A 16,978-nucleotide genomic window follows, 5' to 3' on the forward strand; every position below is an offset into this window, starting at 1 on the left:
CCGTGTCGAATGGCTCGTCAAACCTTCTTGTTGGCTTTCAGATCCCATCCGGCGGACGCATTGCCGGCAGCCTTTCCGTCGATGCCGATCTTGGTATAGGTCAGCTCCACCTTGCCGAAAGCCAGCGACACCGATTCGAGCGGAACGTCGTGCGCCTCGCTGCTGCTGTCGCCGCCTTTGCCGACGTTGGTGATGATCACGTCGGTGAGCTTGTATTCCATGTACTTGGCCTTGTCGCCACCGGCCCGATTCAAGGTGATCACCGCGGTCTTGACGGTCTGCCCCGTGCAGCAGTACTCGAACAGCTTGGGGCTGGAGATATCGAGATGGTGCATGAATGAGAAGTTCTGGATGTTGACTCGGGCCGAGCCCAGATTGCCGGCAGAAGATGCCGTGCTGGACTGCGGCTGCTGCGCGCCGAAGCCGAAGCTCAGGATCTCGATCCAGTCCTTGTGCTTGTCGTCAGTGCTCTCGCCCTTGATACCGTCGAGCTGGATGAATGCGTCGAATGACATGGTTCAACTCCTGTGTCGTTGTGTTGGTTGACTACGTGTTTCAGTTCTGGAAGTGCTTTCAGAAAACCGCTATCAGCGCGCCGACTTCGGCAGCTCCGCCACCAGGCGCAGCGACACGCTGAGTTCGTCGAGCTGGTAATGCGGCCGCAAAAACGCAACCGACTTGTAGGAGCCCGGCTTGCCGGGGATCTCGGCAACCTCAATGCGCGCCTCGCGCAGCGGGAACTGCGCCTTGCGCTCCTGCGAGGCGTTGTCGTCGAGCAGCACGTACTGGGCGATCCAGTTGTTCAAAAAGTTCTCGACGCTGCTCTTGGAAGCGAAGCTGCCGACCTTGTCGCGCATCATCGATTTCAGGTAATGCGCGATGCGCGACACCGAGAAGATGTACTGCAGCTGCGAAGACAGGCGCGCATTGGCGTTGGCGGCGTCGGTGTTGTACTCCTTGGCCTTCTGCGCCGACTGCGTCGAGAAGAACGCGGCGTAATCGGTGCCCTTGCAGTGCACCAGCGGGATGAAGCCCAGATCCGCCAGCTCCTTCTCGCGGCGGTCGGTGATCGCCAGTTCGGTCGGGCATTTCAGCGCGACTTCACCGTCGTCAGTGGCAAAGGTATGCGTCGGCAGGCCTTCGACCAGACCGCCGCCTTCGACGCCGCGGATCGCCGCGCACCAGCCGAACTTGGCGAAAGCGTCGGTGACGCGCGCCGCCAGCGTGTAGGCCGCGTTCATCCACAGATACTTGTCGTGTTCCTTGCCGGACACGTCCTCTCGGAAGTTGAAGGCTTCCACCGGCGCGGTATCCGGGCCGTAAGGCAGGCGGCCGAGCACATGCGGCAGCGCCAGGCCGACGTAGCGCGAATCTTCCGATGCGCGGAACGACTTCCACTTGGCGTATTCCACCGTGTCGAAAATCTTGGCCAGGTCGCGCGGGCCGGACAGATCGGTGAAGGAATCGAAGCCCATCAGCTCCGGTGAAGCCGCGGACAGGAACGGCGCATGCGCGGCTGCGGCTACGTGCGAGATTTCCTCGACCAGGTACAGATCTTCCGGATGACGGCCGAACTCGAAGTCGCCGATCATCGTCGCGAACGGCGCGCCGCCGAAGGTGCCGTACTCTTCCTCGTAGATCTTCTTGAACAGCGCCGACTGGTCGAAATCAGACGCGCTCTTGAAGTCGCGGATCAGTTCCTTCTTGGTGCAGTTGTAGACCTTGATCTTCAAGGTCGTGCTGGTCTCGGAACTGTCGACCAGATATTTCAAGCCGCGCCAGGAGCCTTCCAGCTGCTGGAACGAGGCATCGTGCAGGATCGCCGACACCTGATCCGACAGCAGCCGATCGAGTTCGGCGATGCGCGCGTCCAAGGTCGCGATCGCGTCCTTGGCCAAGGTCACGGTGCCGTCGGTGACCTGGTTGACCAGCTCGGCGATCAGATCCTTGGCTCGCGCCTTTTCACTATCGGACTTGGCGATGCGGCTCTGGCCGAGAATCTCGTCGAGCAGACTGCCCGGCTCGGCCTCGGTGGCAGCGGCTGCGGCGCCGGCCTGTGACTGCGTATCCGACATGAGTCTCTCCTGGTGTGCGTTCTGGCGTTACGAGAATGGGTGCGAGGCAACGAGGGCAAGACTTACTTACTGCGGCGTCTTGTTGCTGCCGACTTCGCGCGACAGCTGAGCGAGCTTGTCGGTGCTCTGCAGAACCTCGTTCAGCAGATCCTCGAACTTGTTGTTGCCGGCGGCCTTGTTGCGCAGGTCGGCGAGCTTCTGGCGCGCCTCCATCAGCTTACGCAGCGGCTCCACCTGCTCAACGACCGCTTCGGGAGTGAAGTCGTCCATGTGCTTGAATTTCAGCTCGACCGCGATCTTGCTGCCGTCGTTCTGCAGCGTGTTGTTGACCTGCATCTGCAGCCGCGGCTTCATGCCCTTCATCACATCGTTGAAGTTGTCCTTGTCGATGTTGACGAACTTGCGATCCTTCAGCTTTGCCGGCGGATCGATCGGATTGCCGGTGAAATCGCCGAGCACGCCGGCAACGAAAGGCAGCTCCTTCTTCTCGATCGCATCGCCGACTTCGACGTCGTAGGTCAGCTGCACGCGCGGTGCGCGGACACGATCGAGTTTGTGCTGGGTGCTTTCTTTGGCCATGAGCTTGCTCCTTAAGCGTTGCGGAATGGGAAAAGTCTAGGCAGCAAGAGCTGCCGTAAAAATCAGCCGGACGGCCAGAGTTGGATATAGGCCGTTCGCGTTAGCGGCGCGGATGGCGCGTAGCTGGCGTAGGTTGGGGTGAGCGCAGCGAACCCCAACATGGGGTCCGCGACGATGTTGGGGTTCGCTGCGCTCACCCCAACCTACGTTTTTACGTTGCGATGCCGGTGCGGTCGCGGATTCGCGACAGCACGCCGTCGTCGGACACCACCTGCGCCAGCCATTGGTCCAGCGGCGTGTCGGCCCAGGCCACCGCGCGCTCGACCAGGAACGACACCGGGCTGTGCGGCTCGGTCTTGCGGAAGAACGCCGCGATTTCGCTCAGCGCTTTCAAGGCCGTCTGGCGACCCGAAGCGCTGGCACCGAACTGCAGGCTGAAGCCGCCGCCCGCTGACGGCGCAGCAGTCGATGTGCTCGCAGCGTCGCTATCGCTCGGTTCTTCAGCCGCAGCGTCGGAAACCAGGCCCTTGGCTTTCGCCGCCTTGGTCACGATCTGCAGCGCGCGCTTCAGCGCGTCCTCGATGTCAGCCAAACTCGGCGACGTGCGGCCGAACTTCGCATCGACCCGCGTCTTCATCTGCGCGAACGCCGCCTGCCCGGCTTCGATCTTTGCCAGCAGATCGCGGATCAATTCCGCCGGGCTGTCGACCAGGGCCTTGTCGAAGACATCGCCGCCGGGCTTGCCTTCGTCCAGCGCGGCGCGATGCGCCTCGGCGTTCTGCCGCGCCAGGTTGTCGACCTCGCGCGAAGTCGCCCACAGGTTCAGCGTCATCGCCGGCTTGGTATCGGTCAGCGGCGCGCTGCGCAGCGCGCGGCCGGCATAGGTGTTGAACCAGGCGAGCTTCGATGCGCGCTCTTCAGCGTCGTCGCCTTCCAGCCGCGGATACAGGCCGTCCCAGAATTTCTCGACCAGGCCCGACAGCAATGCGAACGCATCCGCCGCACCACCAAAGCCGTCACGCCCGATTGCGGCCTCGCCGACCCAGACCGCGGCCTGCAGATCCTTGCTCTGCGTGCTCAGCACTTTCTCGCCGAGTTGCAGCACCAGCCGCCAGTCGGCAACTTTCGGCGTGGTCTGCCAGTCGCCCTGCGGCAGGCCAGGATCGTCGGCGCGGCGCGCTTCGCGCATCTGGTCGAGCACGTCGGCAAAGCTGACGTCCTCGCCGCAGGGATCGCCGCCGCTGATCGGTTCCAGCAGTTCGCTGATGTCGATGGCCATGGTGTTTCCTTTGCTAGTTGAGAATGCTGGCCGGCAGACCGGTCGGTGCGCTGCGTGAAGCCAGATACCGGTTCATGTCGTCCGAGGGATGCACCTCGAGGTACACCTGCACCTCCGATGTGCCGAGTGCGCGCAGACGCGGCTGCAGTTCGTTCCATTGCGCTGGCGTGTACGCGGTCTGGAATTCGCTGAACTTGAAACGCTTCTGTCCTTCTGCGAAATCCGCCATCAGCGCGAGCAGGCCCTCGGCGCCGCTGTAGACCTTGATCAGCTTCGCCGGCGCGTTGGCCGACGGTGCCGGCGGCGGCGCCGCGAGCGAATCGAAGTGCGTGGCCAGGTCGGTTTCCACGGTCGCGGGGTCCGGCAGCGCGATGCGCAGCCGCGTCTCCAGGCAGGTATCCGGCGACCACATCACCGCGACGCGCGCCTCCGCCAGCGACTCGGAGTGGGTGCTGGCGCTGAACGTGCGGTCCTGGCACTCGACTTCCAGCGTGGTGCCGAGCGCGCCTTCGCTGTATGCGCCGAAGCGGCTCGCGTCGGTGAACTGGAACGAGCCGGCCGCAAAAGCCTTGCCGCCACCAGGCCCGGACAGGCTGCTGCGCTGCTGCGACAGCAGCGCGGCGAAGCCCGGCGACAGCGGCATGCCGACACCGGCGACTTTGACCGCGGTGTTGTCGCGCTCGCTGACGAAGGGTTTCAGCCAGTCGTTGACGAAAGCGCCGAGCTTGCCGTGCTCGCCGTAGAGCAGGCCGGCGAGATCCTGCGGCGCGGCGCCTTTCAGCGGCGCCACCACGCTCTGCTGCCATTGGGCCTGCACGAACTGGCCAGCGCGGTACACCGTCAGAAACAGCAGCAGGCGCGGCGGGCCCTGCACGATCGCCCAGGCCGACAGATCCTCGGCGCGAAAACCCTGTGAATAGCGCTCGTCGGGTTTGTCGACAGCCCGCAGCAGTGTCGTGTACTCGGCCGCCGGCGGCTGCGTGCTCGCGCCCTGGGACTTATAGATTTCGGCCGCGATCTGGTAGACGTCCTGGCCGCCGCCATCGGACTGCAGGCGCAGATAGCCGTGCGCCAGTGTCGGCGCCTGCGGCTGCAGCGCGCGCACCTCGGTATCTTTCATCGCCAGCAGCCAGGCCGGCGGATCGATCGCCGCCGGGCCGCCATTGCGCACCGCGTCGTCGACGAAATGCCACAGCGGCTTAAACGCGCCCAGCCAATGGGTCTTGACCTGCGCCCAGGCGACCGACCAGCGCAGCCTCAAAGGCAGATCCAGCGGCAGCCCGAACAGATTCCGCTGCGCGCTGACAAAAAAAAACAGGTACGGGTTCTGGTGCGTCGCCGCGCGCGCGGCGAGCGCGTCGTACTGGCCCTGCCACAATTTCAAGCCATCGCCGAAGCGCGACTGGAACACCGCCCAGGCGCGGAAATACGCGGCGAAGTAGCTGCGGCGCAGGTCGTCAAGCGCAGTTTTTTTTTCCGGCAGCGCCGCGGCGACGGTCTTGATCATCGGCCGCAGCACGCCTTCCCAGGTGTCGAGCGTGTAGGCGCCGGAGACCGACGGCAGCGCGGCCGCATCGACCCCGACGACGCGATCGTCGGGCAGCCAGAACTGGGTCAGCCGCAGGCCATCGCTGCGCGCCGCAGCCCAGCGCTCGACGTCGTCGGGACGCGGCGTGTAGGCGGTCATGATCCGCGCCAGCAGCGCCTTCAGGCGCTTGTCCTCGGCGTTGAGCACCTCGCGTTTCTGCCAGCGCAGGTAGCCGAGATAAGTCGATAGCAGTGCGATCGAATCTTCGCGATCCGCGCGCACGTTGTCGTCGCTGGATGCAAACGGCGCGAACAGCCGCGAGGCCGGATCGAAGGCGACATTGTGCGGCAGCTCGCGCTGCAGGCATTCGTCGGTGCGACGGCGGCAGTCGCTCAACATGCGCAGCCGCTGCGACACCGCGAGCACATGCTCGAAGCCGACGCGGCCCTGCGCCAGATCGGCTTCCAGTGCCTGGTCGTAGGGCGCCAGCACCTGGTTCGAAAAGCCGTCGACGACGGCCTGCTTCAGCGCCGCGAGATCGCTGTCGGAACGGCGGATGCCGAAGCCCAGCAGCGCGCCATCGGCGGCCACCTGCAGCTGCTGGATGCTGCGCCCGCAACTCGCCAGCGCCTTGATCCGCCCGGCCCGCGCCTCGCCCTGCAGATCGCTGCAGGCCGCGCGCAGCTGCAGCTGCAGGCGGGCGTCGTCGCGATGCGCCGCCGAGAAGCCGAGCGCGATCGACGCCGACAGGCCGAGCATCGCGACCACGCCCAGCGCGGCCACCGACATGCGCGCACTGTTGCCGCGCAGGCTGGGTACCGCCAGCGACTGATCGCTGGGCAGGAAGCGCGTGAACAGATCCGCGACAAACGCACCGCCCGCCTCGGCAGCGCTGCCGGCACCCGTAAAGTACAGCCCGCGCCAGCGCGGCGTGCGCTGGAACGGGTTGTCCTCGAGCAACAGCTTGATCAGGCTGCCCAGGCCGTACTGCATGCGGCGCAGGCTCTCGACGAACTCGAACACGTCGCGCCGCGTCTCCGGCGTGGCCTGAGCGCGCATCGCCGACAGCCGCAGCGCGTGCAGGCGCTCGAAGATAGGCTGCAGGATATCTTCGGTGTGCGCGCTGGTCGCGGCGCTGATGACATCGCTCTCCGGCAGGCGATGGCCGAGCGCCTGGTCGAAAGCCTCTTTTGGCAGCGCGGCGCGGAATGCCGCGTAGCCCTGCAGCTTTTCCAGCCCGGTGACCACGCAATACACCGGCATGTTCGCCTGCAGATGCTCCATCGCCTCGTCGACCAGGCGGCGCAAGCGCAGGCCGACGACTTTTGTTTCTTCGACACCCGACAGCAGGGTTTTCGCGCTGATGCACAGCACGATGCCGTTCAGCGGCAGACGTTCGCGGCGTGACGCGAGCTGCATCAACGCCTGGTACCAGAGCCCGCGATCGAGCCGCGCCGCCGCGTCGCAGACCACGCGCGGATTCATCTCGATCGCGATCAGCGATTTGAAGAACCACCAGCGCCAGACCTGCTTGGGATCGTGGGCCGGTTGCGTCGGCGGCGGGAACGGCGACACCGCGTTCGCGGCCTGCAGCAAGCCGCCGGCATCGGCCACGCCGTCGCCGACGAACATCAGCCAGGGCACGCGATAGATCGGGTCCTTGCCGCGATCGATCTGCGGCGAACGCAGGATCGTATTGCGCGCCTCGTTGAGTGCCTGCGCCATCCGTTCCAGCGGTTCGCGCTCGTCCTCGGGATTGCCCGGCCCGAGATCGCCGATGCGCTTCTTGCTGCGCCCGGCCAGCGAGTAGCGCTTGGCGCCGAGCGTGAACCACCAGATCACGCCGAGCGCGACCAGGCAGATGCCGAGCAGCTGCCAGAAGCGCGCCGGCAGCAGCGGCAGCACCGTGGTCAGCAGCCACACGAGCAGCGCGATCAGCAGCAGGCCGATGAAGAACGCAGCAATACGCCGCGGCCAGAGTTTGGCCAGGCCCGGAATGCGGACGAAGAGATTGGCCCAGCGGTCGTAGAGATTCATGCGGGATCGCTCGGGAGCTTGCTTGTCTCCCTCCCCCGCGTGCGGGGGAGGGAGAACGGCGCAGCACCGATAGCTCCCTCATTTCTTCGGCTCCGTCTGCATGAACAAAAAGTTCGCCGCCAGACGATCGGCACCCGGGTTGGCGTCGAGCAGCTCGCGCAGCCGCGGCACATACACCGAGGCCTGCTCGATTTCCGGCCGCTCGCTGGCATACAGCGGCACCGGTGAGGCGATCACCGTGATCAGCTCCTGCCCGAACGGCGGGCCGATCAACCATGGCGCCTTCTCGCCGACGACGAACTGCTCGCCGCCGACGATCACGCGGCCGCTGTCGGGCTCGCGCTTGTTCGGGTACAGGTGCAGCACGCTGCCGTCGACGGTGTAGTAGTCGACGTACAGATAGCCGTCGTAGCTCGCCTGGCGCAACTGCACCTTGACGCGCTCGTCCTCGATGAAGCGATCCGAGTGGCCGGTGGTCGGCATCACCTCCAGGCCCTGGCGGCGTTCCTGATTGCGTTCGCGGAACGGCTTCAATATCTGCACCACTTCGCAGTGCGGCCAGATCCGTACCGCGATGTCGAAGCTCGGCGTCTTCACGCCGCGAATCGCGCTGATGTCGGTCTTGACCTGCTCGATTTCCTCGGGCTTGGAGACGAAGCCGCGCACCTGGGTCGCACCATCGTCCGTAACCGTCGCACTCAGGTCCGAGCAGATGTAGCCCTGCAGACGCTGATCGATCTGCTGCGCCAGCGTCGGCCCGCTGTCCTGCGGCTGTGCCAGCAGCACATAGACCAGGTACAGCAGCGGAATCAGCAGCGCCAGCGCGATGCCGCCTTTCAGCAGCAGCTGGTCCCACTGCCGCGGATAGCGGTGCCCTGAAGGATCGCGGCTCAGATAAGGCTGCGGCGTAATGCGTTCTTCGCGCAGCGTGTGCGTCGGCGCCGGCGCCACCGGTAGCTGGCGCGCATGGATTTCCTTGATCTTGCCGAGTTCGCCGTTGTCGCCGGTTTCGAAATAGTACTGGCCGACGAAACCGCACAGCAGCGCGTGGTAATAGACCTCGCGCACCTCGTCGTCGCTGGCTTTCAGCGCGCCGAGCTGATTGAAGAATTCGTTGCCGGCGTTGTTGGTGTTGAACAGCGTCACCTGCAGCGGCGTGCCCGAGCCCCAGTACGCCGGGTTGCGCGCGATGATCTCGTCCAGCCAGGCAACGACCGCGAACACCGCCGCGTCGGTCTGCTCGGCGCGGCGGCCGGACGCGAGCGCTGCAGCCTTGGCGCGATCGATCGCCGCGCGCAGCCTGGCGTAGACATCGGTGATCGAGGACGGCGGCTTGCCGGCGGCGATCAGCGCGTCCAGCTCGAGGCCGAGCGAGAATGCCGGCGCAAAGCAGTCGAAGAGTCGGGTGGCCACAGGTCGCCCCCTACTCTTCCGCGCCGACCGGATACAGCTTGATCACGGTGCTCTCGGACGGCAGATCGCAGGCCACTGCGATGTTGCGGCGCTGCTTGATCATGGTCCAGAACGCATGCGTGGTATCGACCAGAAAGTACGTCGTATTCGGCGTCTTCTGCGGCAGCTCTTCCGGCGGCACCGGCAGCAGATCGATCTTCAGGCCGAACAGCGCGGCCTGCAGCAGCCGCGGCATTTCCTCGATCGTGCAGATCTTGCCGGTGCGCGACAGCCGCTGCGACAGATCCATGCCCTTGGTCTCGGACTCGATCGCCAGATAGAACCGCGTCTTGTCGTTCTCGAACAGCTTCGGCGGAATCTCCGCTTTGTAGTGGCGGCCATCGTAGGCGAGCGTGATGCCGACTTCGGCGCCCACCGTCAGCGCCTTGATCAACTGCTCGGCGCGTGCGAACGCGACCTGGAAGCAGCCGCGCAGATCATCGTGATCGTAGGCAGGCAACTCGGTCTCGGGCTTGTCCAGCAGACCGCCGAAATACGAGATCTCCTCGGAGAACACCGAGAATTCCGCGACCAGTTCGCGCAGCCGCGCGTACAGCGAGTACGGCGACAGCTGCTGCAGCCGCACCGCTTCCTGCAGCGCCGGAATGTAGCGGCCGAAGGTCTGCATCATCACCACGCGCATCACTTCCTGGGCGCTGGTCGAGGCCGCGCGGATGCCGCGCTGGCGCTTGATCGTCGAGAAATCCTGGCCCTTGGAGACCAGCAGATCGCGGAAGCTGTGCGCCCAGCGCGACAGGTTGGCGGAAGCCGCCATCGTCACGCTCGGCGGCACGTAGTCGATCGACAGCTTGTAGCGGCCCGGCCCGTTCGACAGCAGTTCGGCGAGCTTGTAGGCCTCGTTGCCCTGCAGCACCGCCTGCACGTTCTCGTCGAGCGAAGTCACCAGCGACAGCTGGTAGCGCAGCAGATCGACATCGACAGCCGGCGATTGCGGATCGTAGGGGTCGGCAACCGAGACTGTCTCCAGGTAGTGGCGCGTCGGCAGGCGCGCGGCGTCGCCGCGGCGCAGGCCGGCGACAGCGGCGTCCTGCGACAGCACCAGATAGATCGCGATCGGCGTGCCGCTGGTCGCGGTGATCGCCGACAGATTGCGTTCGCCGACGCGGGCATTGCCGTTGGCCGAGGAGCCGCCCTCGATGCGCAGCCCGCTGCGCGTCCACAGCACGAAGCGCGACAGATCGAAGACGCCGCTGGACAAGGCGTCGTCGCGGAAAGTCAGCGTCTCGAAACCCCAGGGATAAGGATGCGTCAGGCGCTGCAGGCGCTGGCCGCGATCGACGTGATGCGCGTCCTGGCGCTGCAGATGCTGCGGCGTCAGGAATGCGCCCTGGCCCCAGAAAACCTGATGGATCGCGTCGCTCATCGTCTGTCCTTCATCGAATTCTCTGCGAAACCCCGTTCCTCCCGAGTAGCCGGCCCGTTCGCCCCGAGTAGCGCCGCAGGCGCGTATCGAGGGGAGCGGCGTATCGAGAGACCTGAGCACGATGTGTCCCTCCCTCGATACGTCCCGCAACGCGGGACTACTCGGGACGATCGGAGAGCGATCGGTTTTGTTTTTTTCACTAGATCGGCTCCACGCTGAGCTGGTAGCCGCGCTGCACCAGTTCGGCGAGCAGGCCGGATTCGCCGGTCAGGTGCATCGCGCCGACCGCGACGAAACAGCTGCCCGAACGCAACAGCGCATCGAGCCGGCCGATCCAGCGGCGGTTGCGCTCGGCCAGCAGGCAGTCCTTCGCGCGCGTCTCGATTGCCTTTGCGGCGGCGTCGAGGCCGGTCATCGCATCGATCTCGTCCAACCAGGCCGGCAGATCCCGGCTGCGGTAATAGCCGAGCACGCGCAGCGATTGTTCTTTCAGCACCCAGGGCGCCTCGATGCGGCGCGCCAGCACCTGCGCCTGTTCGCGCGCCGGCACGCAGTCGAGCGCGGCCATCTGCTCGTTCAGCGTTTCCAGGTGCACGCGGCGCAGGCCGGCCTCGTCCGCCCAGCGCGATATTCTCCCGTCGAGCTGCTTGTCTCGGTTGGCCGGCGAGGCAATCTCGCCGCGCGACTCCAGCACCGACAGCACCACCCAGGGCTTGAGCTTCTGCAGGCGCTCGGCCGGCACGTCCGGCATCAGCGGCAGCAGATTGTCGAAAGCCTTGGCGCCGATCAACTTCGGCAGCGAATCCGGCGGTGCCAGGAAGCGATGCCGATCGGTCTCCGCGTCGAAGCTTGCCGAAGCATCGGCCTCGTCGACCAGCGTCTGCGTACTCACGATCACATCGCGCAGCGCGTCGGCATCGAGCGCCAGCTCGTCGAGCGAGCCGTAGTGAATGCTGGCGAACACGAAGCTGCTGGCCGGCGCAGGTGCGTCAAGCTGCGCTGCTACAAGCGGCGGCGTCAGCCGGAACAGCACGCCATGCCAGCTGCGCCAGGCCGGCGCGATGCTGTCATCGTCCACGCTCGCGGCAACCGGATTGCAGGCGGTCATCGCGGCGGCGTACAGCATCAGCAGCGGGCAGTATTTTTTCGGCATGGTCGCGGTCTTGAACCGGCGCCATCTTCCGCAACAGCATGCCCGCGGACCATAGCTCATCGGGTCTATGACCTCGGGCTGGCCATACGGCTTAATTGATCTAGACCGGCCTAGCGGCTAAGGTCCGCGGACTCTTAAAACCATGCAGGGATCGTTCTCGTGCACGTACTGATCGCAGACGACCACCGCCTGGTCATCGAAGGCGTCAAGCTCAAGATGGCCGAGTTGGCGGACGCGGTGAGGTTCACCACCGCGATGACCGCGCAGGAGCTCGCCGAAGTGCTGGCGCGCGAGGATGCGAGCTTCGATCTGGCGCTGCTCGATCTGTCGATCCCCGGCGCGAACGGCTTCAGCCACATCGAGCAGGCACGCAGCGAACACCCGAGCCTGCCGATCGTGGTGCTGTCCGGCAACGAGGATGCGGAGCTGATGCGCCGGCTGCTGGATCTGGGCGTGCTCGGCTTCATTCCCAAGGCCTATTCGCCGGAGGTGATGCTGTCGGCGGTGCGCCTGGTGCTGGCCGGCGGCATCTACATTCCGCCGATGATGCTGAACCAGATCAGCGGCTCGTCGATCCCCTACTCCAGCAATTATTCCAGCAACGGTGCGGCGACGCCGGTGGCCACGCCGGAGAACATCGACGCATTGCGCCGCATCCTGACCGAACGCCAGGTGGATGTGCTGCGGCTGCTGTCGCAGGGCAAGCCGAACAAGCTGATCGCGCGCGATCTGGGCATCAGCGAGGGCACGGTGAAGATTCATCTGGCGGCGATTTATCGCGCGCTGAATGTGAGGAATCGGACGGAGGCGGTGGTGGCGTCGCGGAGGTTGGAGGGGTTGTAGTTTTGCGCCTTGTTGGGGCTGCTCCGTGTTTCGGCTGCTCGCTCGGCGTCGATAGTCGCTGGAAGCTTGCAGCCTCGCCGGCGGGCCTTACTTTTCTTTGCTTGTGCAAAGAAAAGTAAGCAAAAGAAAGCACACCCTGGAGAGTCGCCGGCTGACGCCGGTCCCCGTGTAAAAAGACGTGCTCGGGGTCGGACGAATTCGGCATCCATGCCTCATTTCGTCCTCGTTTGGCCATCCATGGCCAAACGACCCGCTGCGCGCGACTTTTTACACGGCGACTCTCAAGGGAACCCGGCAAAGCGAAGTATCCGCCCCTGTAGGAGCGGGTCGTACCCGCGAGTGGAACCCCTCCGGAACAGTCGCGGGTACGACCCGCTCCTACAGTTTGAGAATCGGCCTTTGATTTTGATTTGCCGGGTTCCCTTGAAAGTCGCCGATTGTGGGGGCGCGCGCAGGGGGCAAGCGGCCATGGATGGCCGCTTGAGAGCGAAATGAGACAGGATGTCGAATTCGCTCGACCCCGAGCACGTCCCCACAATCGGGCACCGGCGTAAGCCGGCGACTTTCCAGGGTTTGGCGCCCCCACGGTGTCTGCGTTGTTTGCAGCGGGTGCGGGGGGCGCCAAACGGCGGCCACTCCCGCACCCCTTGCTGCGCAAACACCGTGTCGCGGCCGCCGCTTTCTTTTGGTAACTTTTCTTTGCACGAGCAAAGAAAAGTTACCCCCGGCCGGGCAGGCCAAAACCACACAGTGACTATCGCTCCAGAGCGAGCAGCCATAAACAAGCCCCACCTCGTTATCTCCAACGGCCTAAGCGTTATGGCAAATGGGCGCGCGCTCATCGCGTGCCTAAGCTTCATCCGATCAGCCGCCTGCATCCGCGCGGCGTCCGCACGAAGCCGCCATGACCTCCACACCGCTCCACCGTCGCCGCACGCGTCTGCCCGCATGGATCGCCGGCCTGCTGCTCTGCGCGGGCACCGCGCAGGCCGCCAACGACACCAGCTCGGTCACTGCCGCGCTTGATCGCCAGGCCGATGCCGACAGCCTGCAGGGCATTGCCGCCGAAGGCGCGCTGCTCTACGACGCGGAAGCCGTCAAGCAGGACGGCTATGCCTACTGCGGACAGTCCGTCGCCCTGTCCGAGCGCGGCGAGTTCCGGCTCAGCGTGCGCGCGGCCAGCAAAGCGCTGCATGTTGCGCTCGCGACCGGCAATGACGACCTGCAGGCACTGGCCAATCGCGATCTGGCGATCGCCTACAGCTACAGCGGCAATCTCGACCAGGCCGAGCGTTTCGCCACTGAAGCGCTGAAGCACAAGCCCAAGGATCCGCCGGTGGTGTTCGGCCCGGCGCACAAGATTCTCGGCGACGTCTATTCGCGCCGCGGCGACTACGCCAAGGCCGTCGCCAGCTACGAGGCCGCCGACAAGGCCAGCTCGGATCGCTTCCGCCCGCTGGTCAAGACTTCGCTTGCGAACACGCTGGTGGATTCCGGTGATCTGGCCCGCGCACGCAGCGTGTTTGCGGAAGTGCCGACGCAGCAGGACCCGACGCTGCGCAACCAGTTGCTGCGCACCAGCGCGCGGCTGCTGACCGCCGAGAAAAAACCCGAAGAAGCGATCGCGCTCTACGAAACCCTGGCCGCGACCCGCGATGGCGGTGATCCCGCTTATCTGCGGCTATGGGCGCAGGACGGCATCGCCCGCAACCGGCTCGCACAGGGCGACAAGACCCGCGCCGCACGCGCCTGGGACGCGGCCACCGACGACGCCGACCAGGTGCGCGCCGAGTTCCGCAGCGAAGAAATCAAGATGGGCCTGTTCTCCGACGTGCAGGGCATGTTCGAGAACGCGATCGAGCTGTACATCGACATGGGCGATGCGCGCCGCGCCTTCGATCTCAGCGAACGCAGCCGCTCGCGTGCATTGCTCGACGCGGTGCGCGGCCGCGGGCCGGTGGATGCGGCCGCGACCATCGACAGCAAGACCCTGCAGGCGGCGTTGCGGCCCGACGAGCGCGTGCTGGAGTTCCATGCGCTGCGCGACGAGCTGATCGCCTGGATCATCGCGCCGAACGAGATCCGCGCAGTGCGCCTGCCGCTGCCGCGCAGCGATCTGATCGCGGTGGTCGAGGCGTTTCGCAATTCGATCATCGGCGGCAAGCGCTCGGCGGTATCCGGCGCCGAGCAGATCGGCGTGCTGCTGCTGAAACCGCTGCAGCTCGAAGCCGGCACGCGGCTGATCATCGTGCCGCACGGCCCGCTGCACTACCTGCCGTTCCAGGCGCTGCGGCTGAACGATCATTATCTCATTGAGGATCACCGCATCTCGATCGCGCCCTCGAGCACGATCGCGACGCAGCTCGCGCAGCGGCCGGTGCATGCCCGGCACAAGCTGGTCGCGTTCGGCAATCCGCTGATCGAAGCCAAGTACGACCTGCCCGGCTCGGAGGGCGAAGTCAAAGCGGTGTCGGGCTACTTCGACGACAAGAGCGTGTATTTGCGCGCCGACGCAACCAAGGCGCATTTCCGTGAGGCCAGCGCCGGCGCCGGCATCGTCCACGTCGCCGCGCACGCGATGGCCGATTTCGTCGACCCGCTGTATTCGCGCATTCTGCTGGCCAACGAGAACGGCAAGCAGAGCTTTCTCGAAGCGCACGAAGTGCTGGCGATGAAACTCGAGGGCGTCGACGTGGTGACGCTGTCGGCCTGCGAATCGGGCCTGGGCAAGATCGCCAGCGGCGACGAAACCCTGGGCTTTACGCGCAGCTTTCTGTCGGCCGGCAGCTCCAGCCTGATCGCCTCGCTGTGGCCGGTGTCCGACGACGCCGCCGAACTGCTGATGACCACGCTGTACCGCGATCTCGCCGGCGGCGCGGATCTGCAGAGCGCGATGCAGGACGCGCAACTGGCGGTGCTGCGCAATCCCAAGATGGCCCATCCGTTCTTCTGGGCCCCGTTCAACCTGATCGGCAACTGGCGCCTGACGGTGAAGCAATGAAGGTCTCGCGTACTCTGGTTCTCTTCGCGGCCGGGATCGGCGCTCTGGCGACGCTCGCGCCCGCTGCGCAGGCACAGGACGCCGCGCTAGCCGAGGCCGCCACTGCGCCGGTCAGCGTCACGCTGCGCGATGTGCGCTTCGTCGGTGTCACCGCGGTCGATACTCGCGCGCTGCGCTGGCTGGTGCACGAGCAGTTCGGCAAGACGCTCACCTACGAGCAGCTGCAGGAACTCGCTGAGCGCGTCACCCGCTACTACCGCAAGCGCTCGTTCTTCCTGGCGCGGGCGACGCTGCCGGTGCAGGACGTCAGCAGCGGCGTCGTCGAAATCGACGTCAGCGAAGGCCGGCTCGGCCGCATGATCGTGCATGTCAGCGAAGACGCGCCGATCAGCGAGGCGCGGGTGCGCGCGATTCTCGAGCCGCTGAATCAGGGCACGGCTTTCAACAACACAAGCTACGAGCGCGTGATGCTGCTGTTGTCCGACCTGCCCGGCGTCAAGGCGAGTTCGAGCCTGGAAGAAGGCACCGCCGTCGGCACCACCGATCTGCGCGTCGAGATCAGCGCCAAAAAGCGCTGGCAGCTGGCGGTCGACGCCGACAACGACGGCACCGAGAGCACCGGCCGCGAGCGCGCCGGCCTGACCGCGCGCTGGCTGAGCCCGGCCGGCATCGGCGACAACCTCGATGCGCGCCTGCTGCTGTCGGACGATGCCTCGCTGGCGTTTGGCCGGCTGTCCTACGAGGCACCGGTCGGCAGCGACGGCTGGCGCGCCGGCGTCGGCGCCGCGCATGTGCAATACGATCTCGGCGGCCAGTACTCGGCGCTGGACGCCAAGGGCACCGCGGAAGTCGCCAACCTGTTCGCCAACTACCCGATGGTGCGCTCGCGCAACGAGAACGCTTTTCTGAGGCTCAACGCCGAATACAAGTCGCTGGACGACAAGCTCGACGCAGTCGACCTGGAGAGCAAGAAGCATGTCGCCAGCGTGTCGGCGACCACCAGCTACGAGAGCCGCGACACCTGGATGGGCGGCGGCTACAGCAATCACTCGATGGGCGCGACGTTTGGCCACCTGACGATCGACGATGCGCTGTCGCGCAATCTCGACCAGAGCGTGTTCGGCCGCGACACCCAGGGGCATTTCTTCAAGGTCAGCTTCCAGCTGAGCCGGCTGCAGTACCTGTTCCCGCGCAATAACCTGTTCGTCGCGGTGGCCGGCCAGGCCGCCGAGAAGAATCTGGATGCTTCCGAGCAGCTCAACATCGGCGGCGCCGGCACCGTGCGCGCCTACGCCAACAGCGAGCTGCTCGCCGACAACGGCGTGATCGTCAATGTTGAATGGCGCATCGCGCTGAGCAGCGAAGTCACCTTGTTCCCGTACTACGACTACGGCCACGGCAGCGTCGTCAACCGCGTCGCCACCGACGACGACGACGCGCGCACGATCAGCGGTCCCGGCATCGGCATCACCTGGGCGCGGATCGGCAATTTCTTCGTCACCACGTCGGTCGCCTGGCGCGGTGTCGGCGAGCCGCTCAGCGAGGGCAGCTCGCATGAGCCGCGCTGGCTGTGGCAGCTGCAGAAAAATTTTTGAGGCGCGCGCGATGAAAGCACGCCCGTTGTTTTCCTTCCCATGAACCTAGCGC

11 protein-coding genes are annotated in these 16,978 nt (G+C 65.5%); 3 read left to right on the forward strand and 8 right to left on the reverse strand.

The genetic code is table 11. The features are described from left to right. Positions 1-17 precede the first annotated feature (17 nt). The 8 genes from JWQ90_RS03300 to JWQ90_RS03335 all read right to left on the reverse strand — a co-directional run bounded on the left by JWQ90_RS03300 (position 18) and on the right by JWQ90_RS03335 (position 11,487). Entirely contained in the window at positions 18-515 is a 498-nt protein-coding gene (locus JWQ90_RS03300; protein ID WP_299689351.1) for a type VI secretion system tube protein Hcp, read from the reverse strand. A gap of 72 nt (positions 516-587) precedes the next feature. Next, positions 588-2,075, reverse strand: a complete 1,488-nt coding sequence (tssC, locus tag JWQ90_RS03305) for a type VI secretion system contractile sheath large subunit (RefSeq protein WP_299689354.1) — start codon at positions 2,073-2,075, stop codon at positions 588-590. Positions 2,076-2,141: 66 nt separating this feature from the next. Then, on the reverse strand, positions 2,142-2,654 hold the full coding sequence (tssB, locus tag JWQ90_RS03310) for a type VI secretion system contractile sheath small subunit (RefSeq protein WP_299689357.1): 513 nt from the start codon (positions 2,652-2,654) through the stop codon (positions 2,142-2,144). 211 nt (positions 2,655-2,865) lie between these two features. Continuing rightward, positions 2,866-3,933, reverse strand: a complete 1,068-nt coding sequence (gene tssA, locus JWQ90_RS03315; protein ID WP_299689360.1) for a type VI secretion system protein TssA — start codon at positions 3,931-3,933, stop codon at positions 2,866-2,868. 13 nt (positions 3,934-3,946) lie between these two features. Next, entirely contained in the window at positions 3,947-7,498 is a 3,552-nt protein-coding gene (locus JWQ90_RS03320) for a type VI secretion system protein (RefSeq protein WP_299689363.1), read from the reverse strand. A 78-nt stretch (positions 7,499-7,576) separates the two neighbouring features. Beyond that, on the reverse strand, positions 7,577-8,911 hold the full coding sequence (locus tag JWQ90_RS03325) for a DotU family type IV/VI secretion system protein (protein ID WP_299689365.1): 1,335 nt from the start codon (positions 8,909-8,911) through the stop codon (positions 7,577-7,579). A 10-nt stretch (positions 8,912-8,921) separates the two neighbouring features. After that, positions 8,922-10,334: a type VI secretion system baseplate subunit TssK gene (tssK, locus tag JWQ90_RS03330; RefSeq protein ID WP_299689368.1), complete on the reverse strand. Its 1,413-nt coding sequence runs from the start codon at positions 10,332-10,334 to the stop codon at positions 8,922-8,924. 199 nt (positions 10,335-10,533) lie between these two features. Beyond that, positions 10,534-11,487: a TraB/GumN family protein gene (locus tag JWQ90_RS03335; RefSeq protein ID WP_299689371.1), complete on the reverse strand. Its 954-nt coding sequence runs from the start codon at positions 11,485-11,487 to the stop codon at positions 10,534-10,536. Between the two features lie 159 nt (positions 11,488-11,646). Between JWQ90_RS03335 and JWQ90_RS03340 the strand changes: the two genes are divergently transcribed. The 3 genes from JWQ90_RS03340 (at position 11,647) to JWQ90_RS03350 (ending at position 16,926) form a co-directional block, all read left to right on the forward strand. After that, positions 11,647-12,330, forward strand: coding sequence for a response regulator transcription factor (locus JWQ90_RS03340; protein ID WP_299689374.1), 684 nt, complete (start codon positions 11,647-11,649; stop codon positions 12,328-12,330). Between the two features lie 904 nt (positions 12,331-13,234). Continuing rightward, positions 13,235-15,331, forward strand: a complete 2,097-nt coding sequence (locus JWQ90_RS03345; protein ID WP_299689377.1) for a CHAT domain-containing protein — start codon at positions 13,235-13,237, stop codon at positions 15,329-15,331. Further along, entirely contained in the window at positions 15,328-16,926 is a 1,599-nt protein-coding gene (locus JWQ90_RS03350) for a ShlB/FhaC/HecB family hemolysin secretion/activation protein (RefSeq protein ID WP_299689379.1), read from the forward strand. Before JWQ90_RS03345 ends, JWQ90_RS03350 begins: the two co-directional genes overlap by 4 nt. Positions 16,927-16,978: the final 52 nt, after the last annotated feature.

Source organism: Hydrocarboniphaga sp., from assembly GCF_028291725.1.
Lineage (GTDB): Bacteria > Pseudomonadota > Gammaproteobacteria > Nevskiales > Nevskiaceae > Hydrocarboniphaga.

Excerpts from the sequence above, each read along its gene's own strand:
- JWQ90_RS03300 (WP_299689351.1), bottom strand. The coding sequence starts at position 515 with ATGTCATTCGACGCATTCATCCAGCTCGACGGTATCAAGGGCGAGAGC.
- tssC (WP_299689354.1), bottom strand. The coding sequence starts at position 2,075 with ATGTCGGATACGCAGTCACAGGCCGGCGCCGCAGCCGCTGCCACCGAG.
- tssB (WP_299689357.1), bottom strand. The coding sequence starts at position 2,654 with ATGGCCAAAGAAAGCACCCAGCACAAACTCGATCGTGTCCGCGCACCG.
- tssA (WP_299689360.1), bottom strand. The coding sequence starts at position 3,933 with ATGGCCATCGACATCAGCGAACTGCTGGAACCGATCAGCGGCGGCGAT.
- JWQ90_RS03320 (WP_299689363.1), bottom strand. The coding sequence starts at position 7,498 with ATGAATCTCTACGACCGCTGGGCCAATCTCTTCGTCCGCATTCCGGGC.
- tssK (WP_299689368.1), bottom strand. The coding sequence starts at position 10,334 with ATGAGCGACGCGATCCATCAGGTTTTCTGGGGCCAGGGCGCATTCCTG.
- JWQ90_RS03335 (WP_299689371.1), bottom strand. The coding sequence starts at position 11,487 with ATGCCGAAAAAATACTGCCCGCTGCTGATGCTGTACGCCGCCGCGATG.
- JWQ90_RS03345 (WP_299689377.1), top strand. The coding sequence starts at position 13,235 with ATGACCTCCACACCGCTCCACCGTCGCCGCACGCGTCTGCCCGCATGG.
- JWQ90_RS03350 (WP_299689379.1), top strand. The coding sequence starts at position 15,328 with ATGAAGGTCTCGCGTACTCTGGTTCTCTTCGCGGCCGGGATCGGCGCT.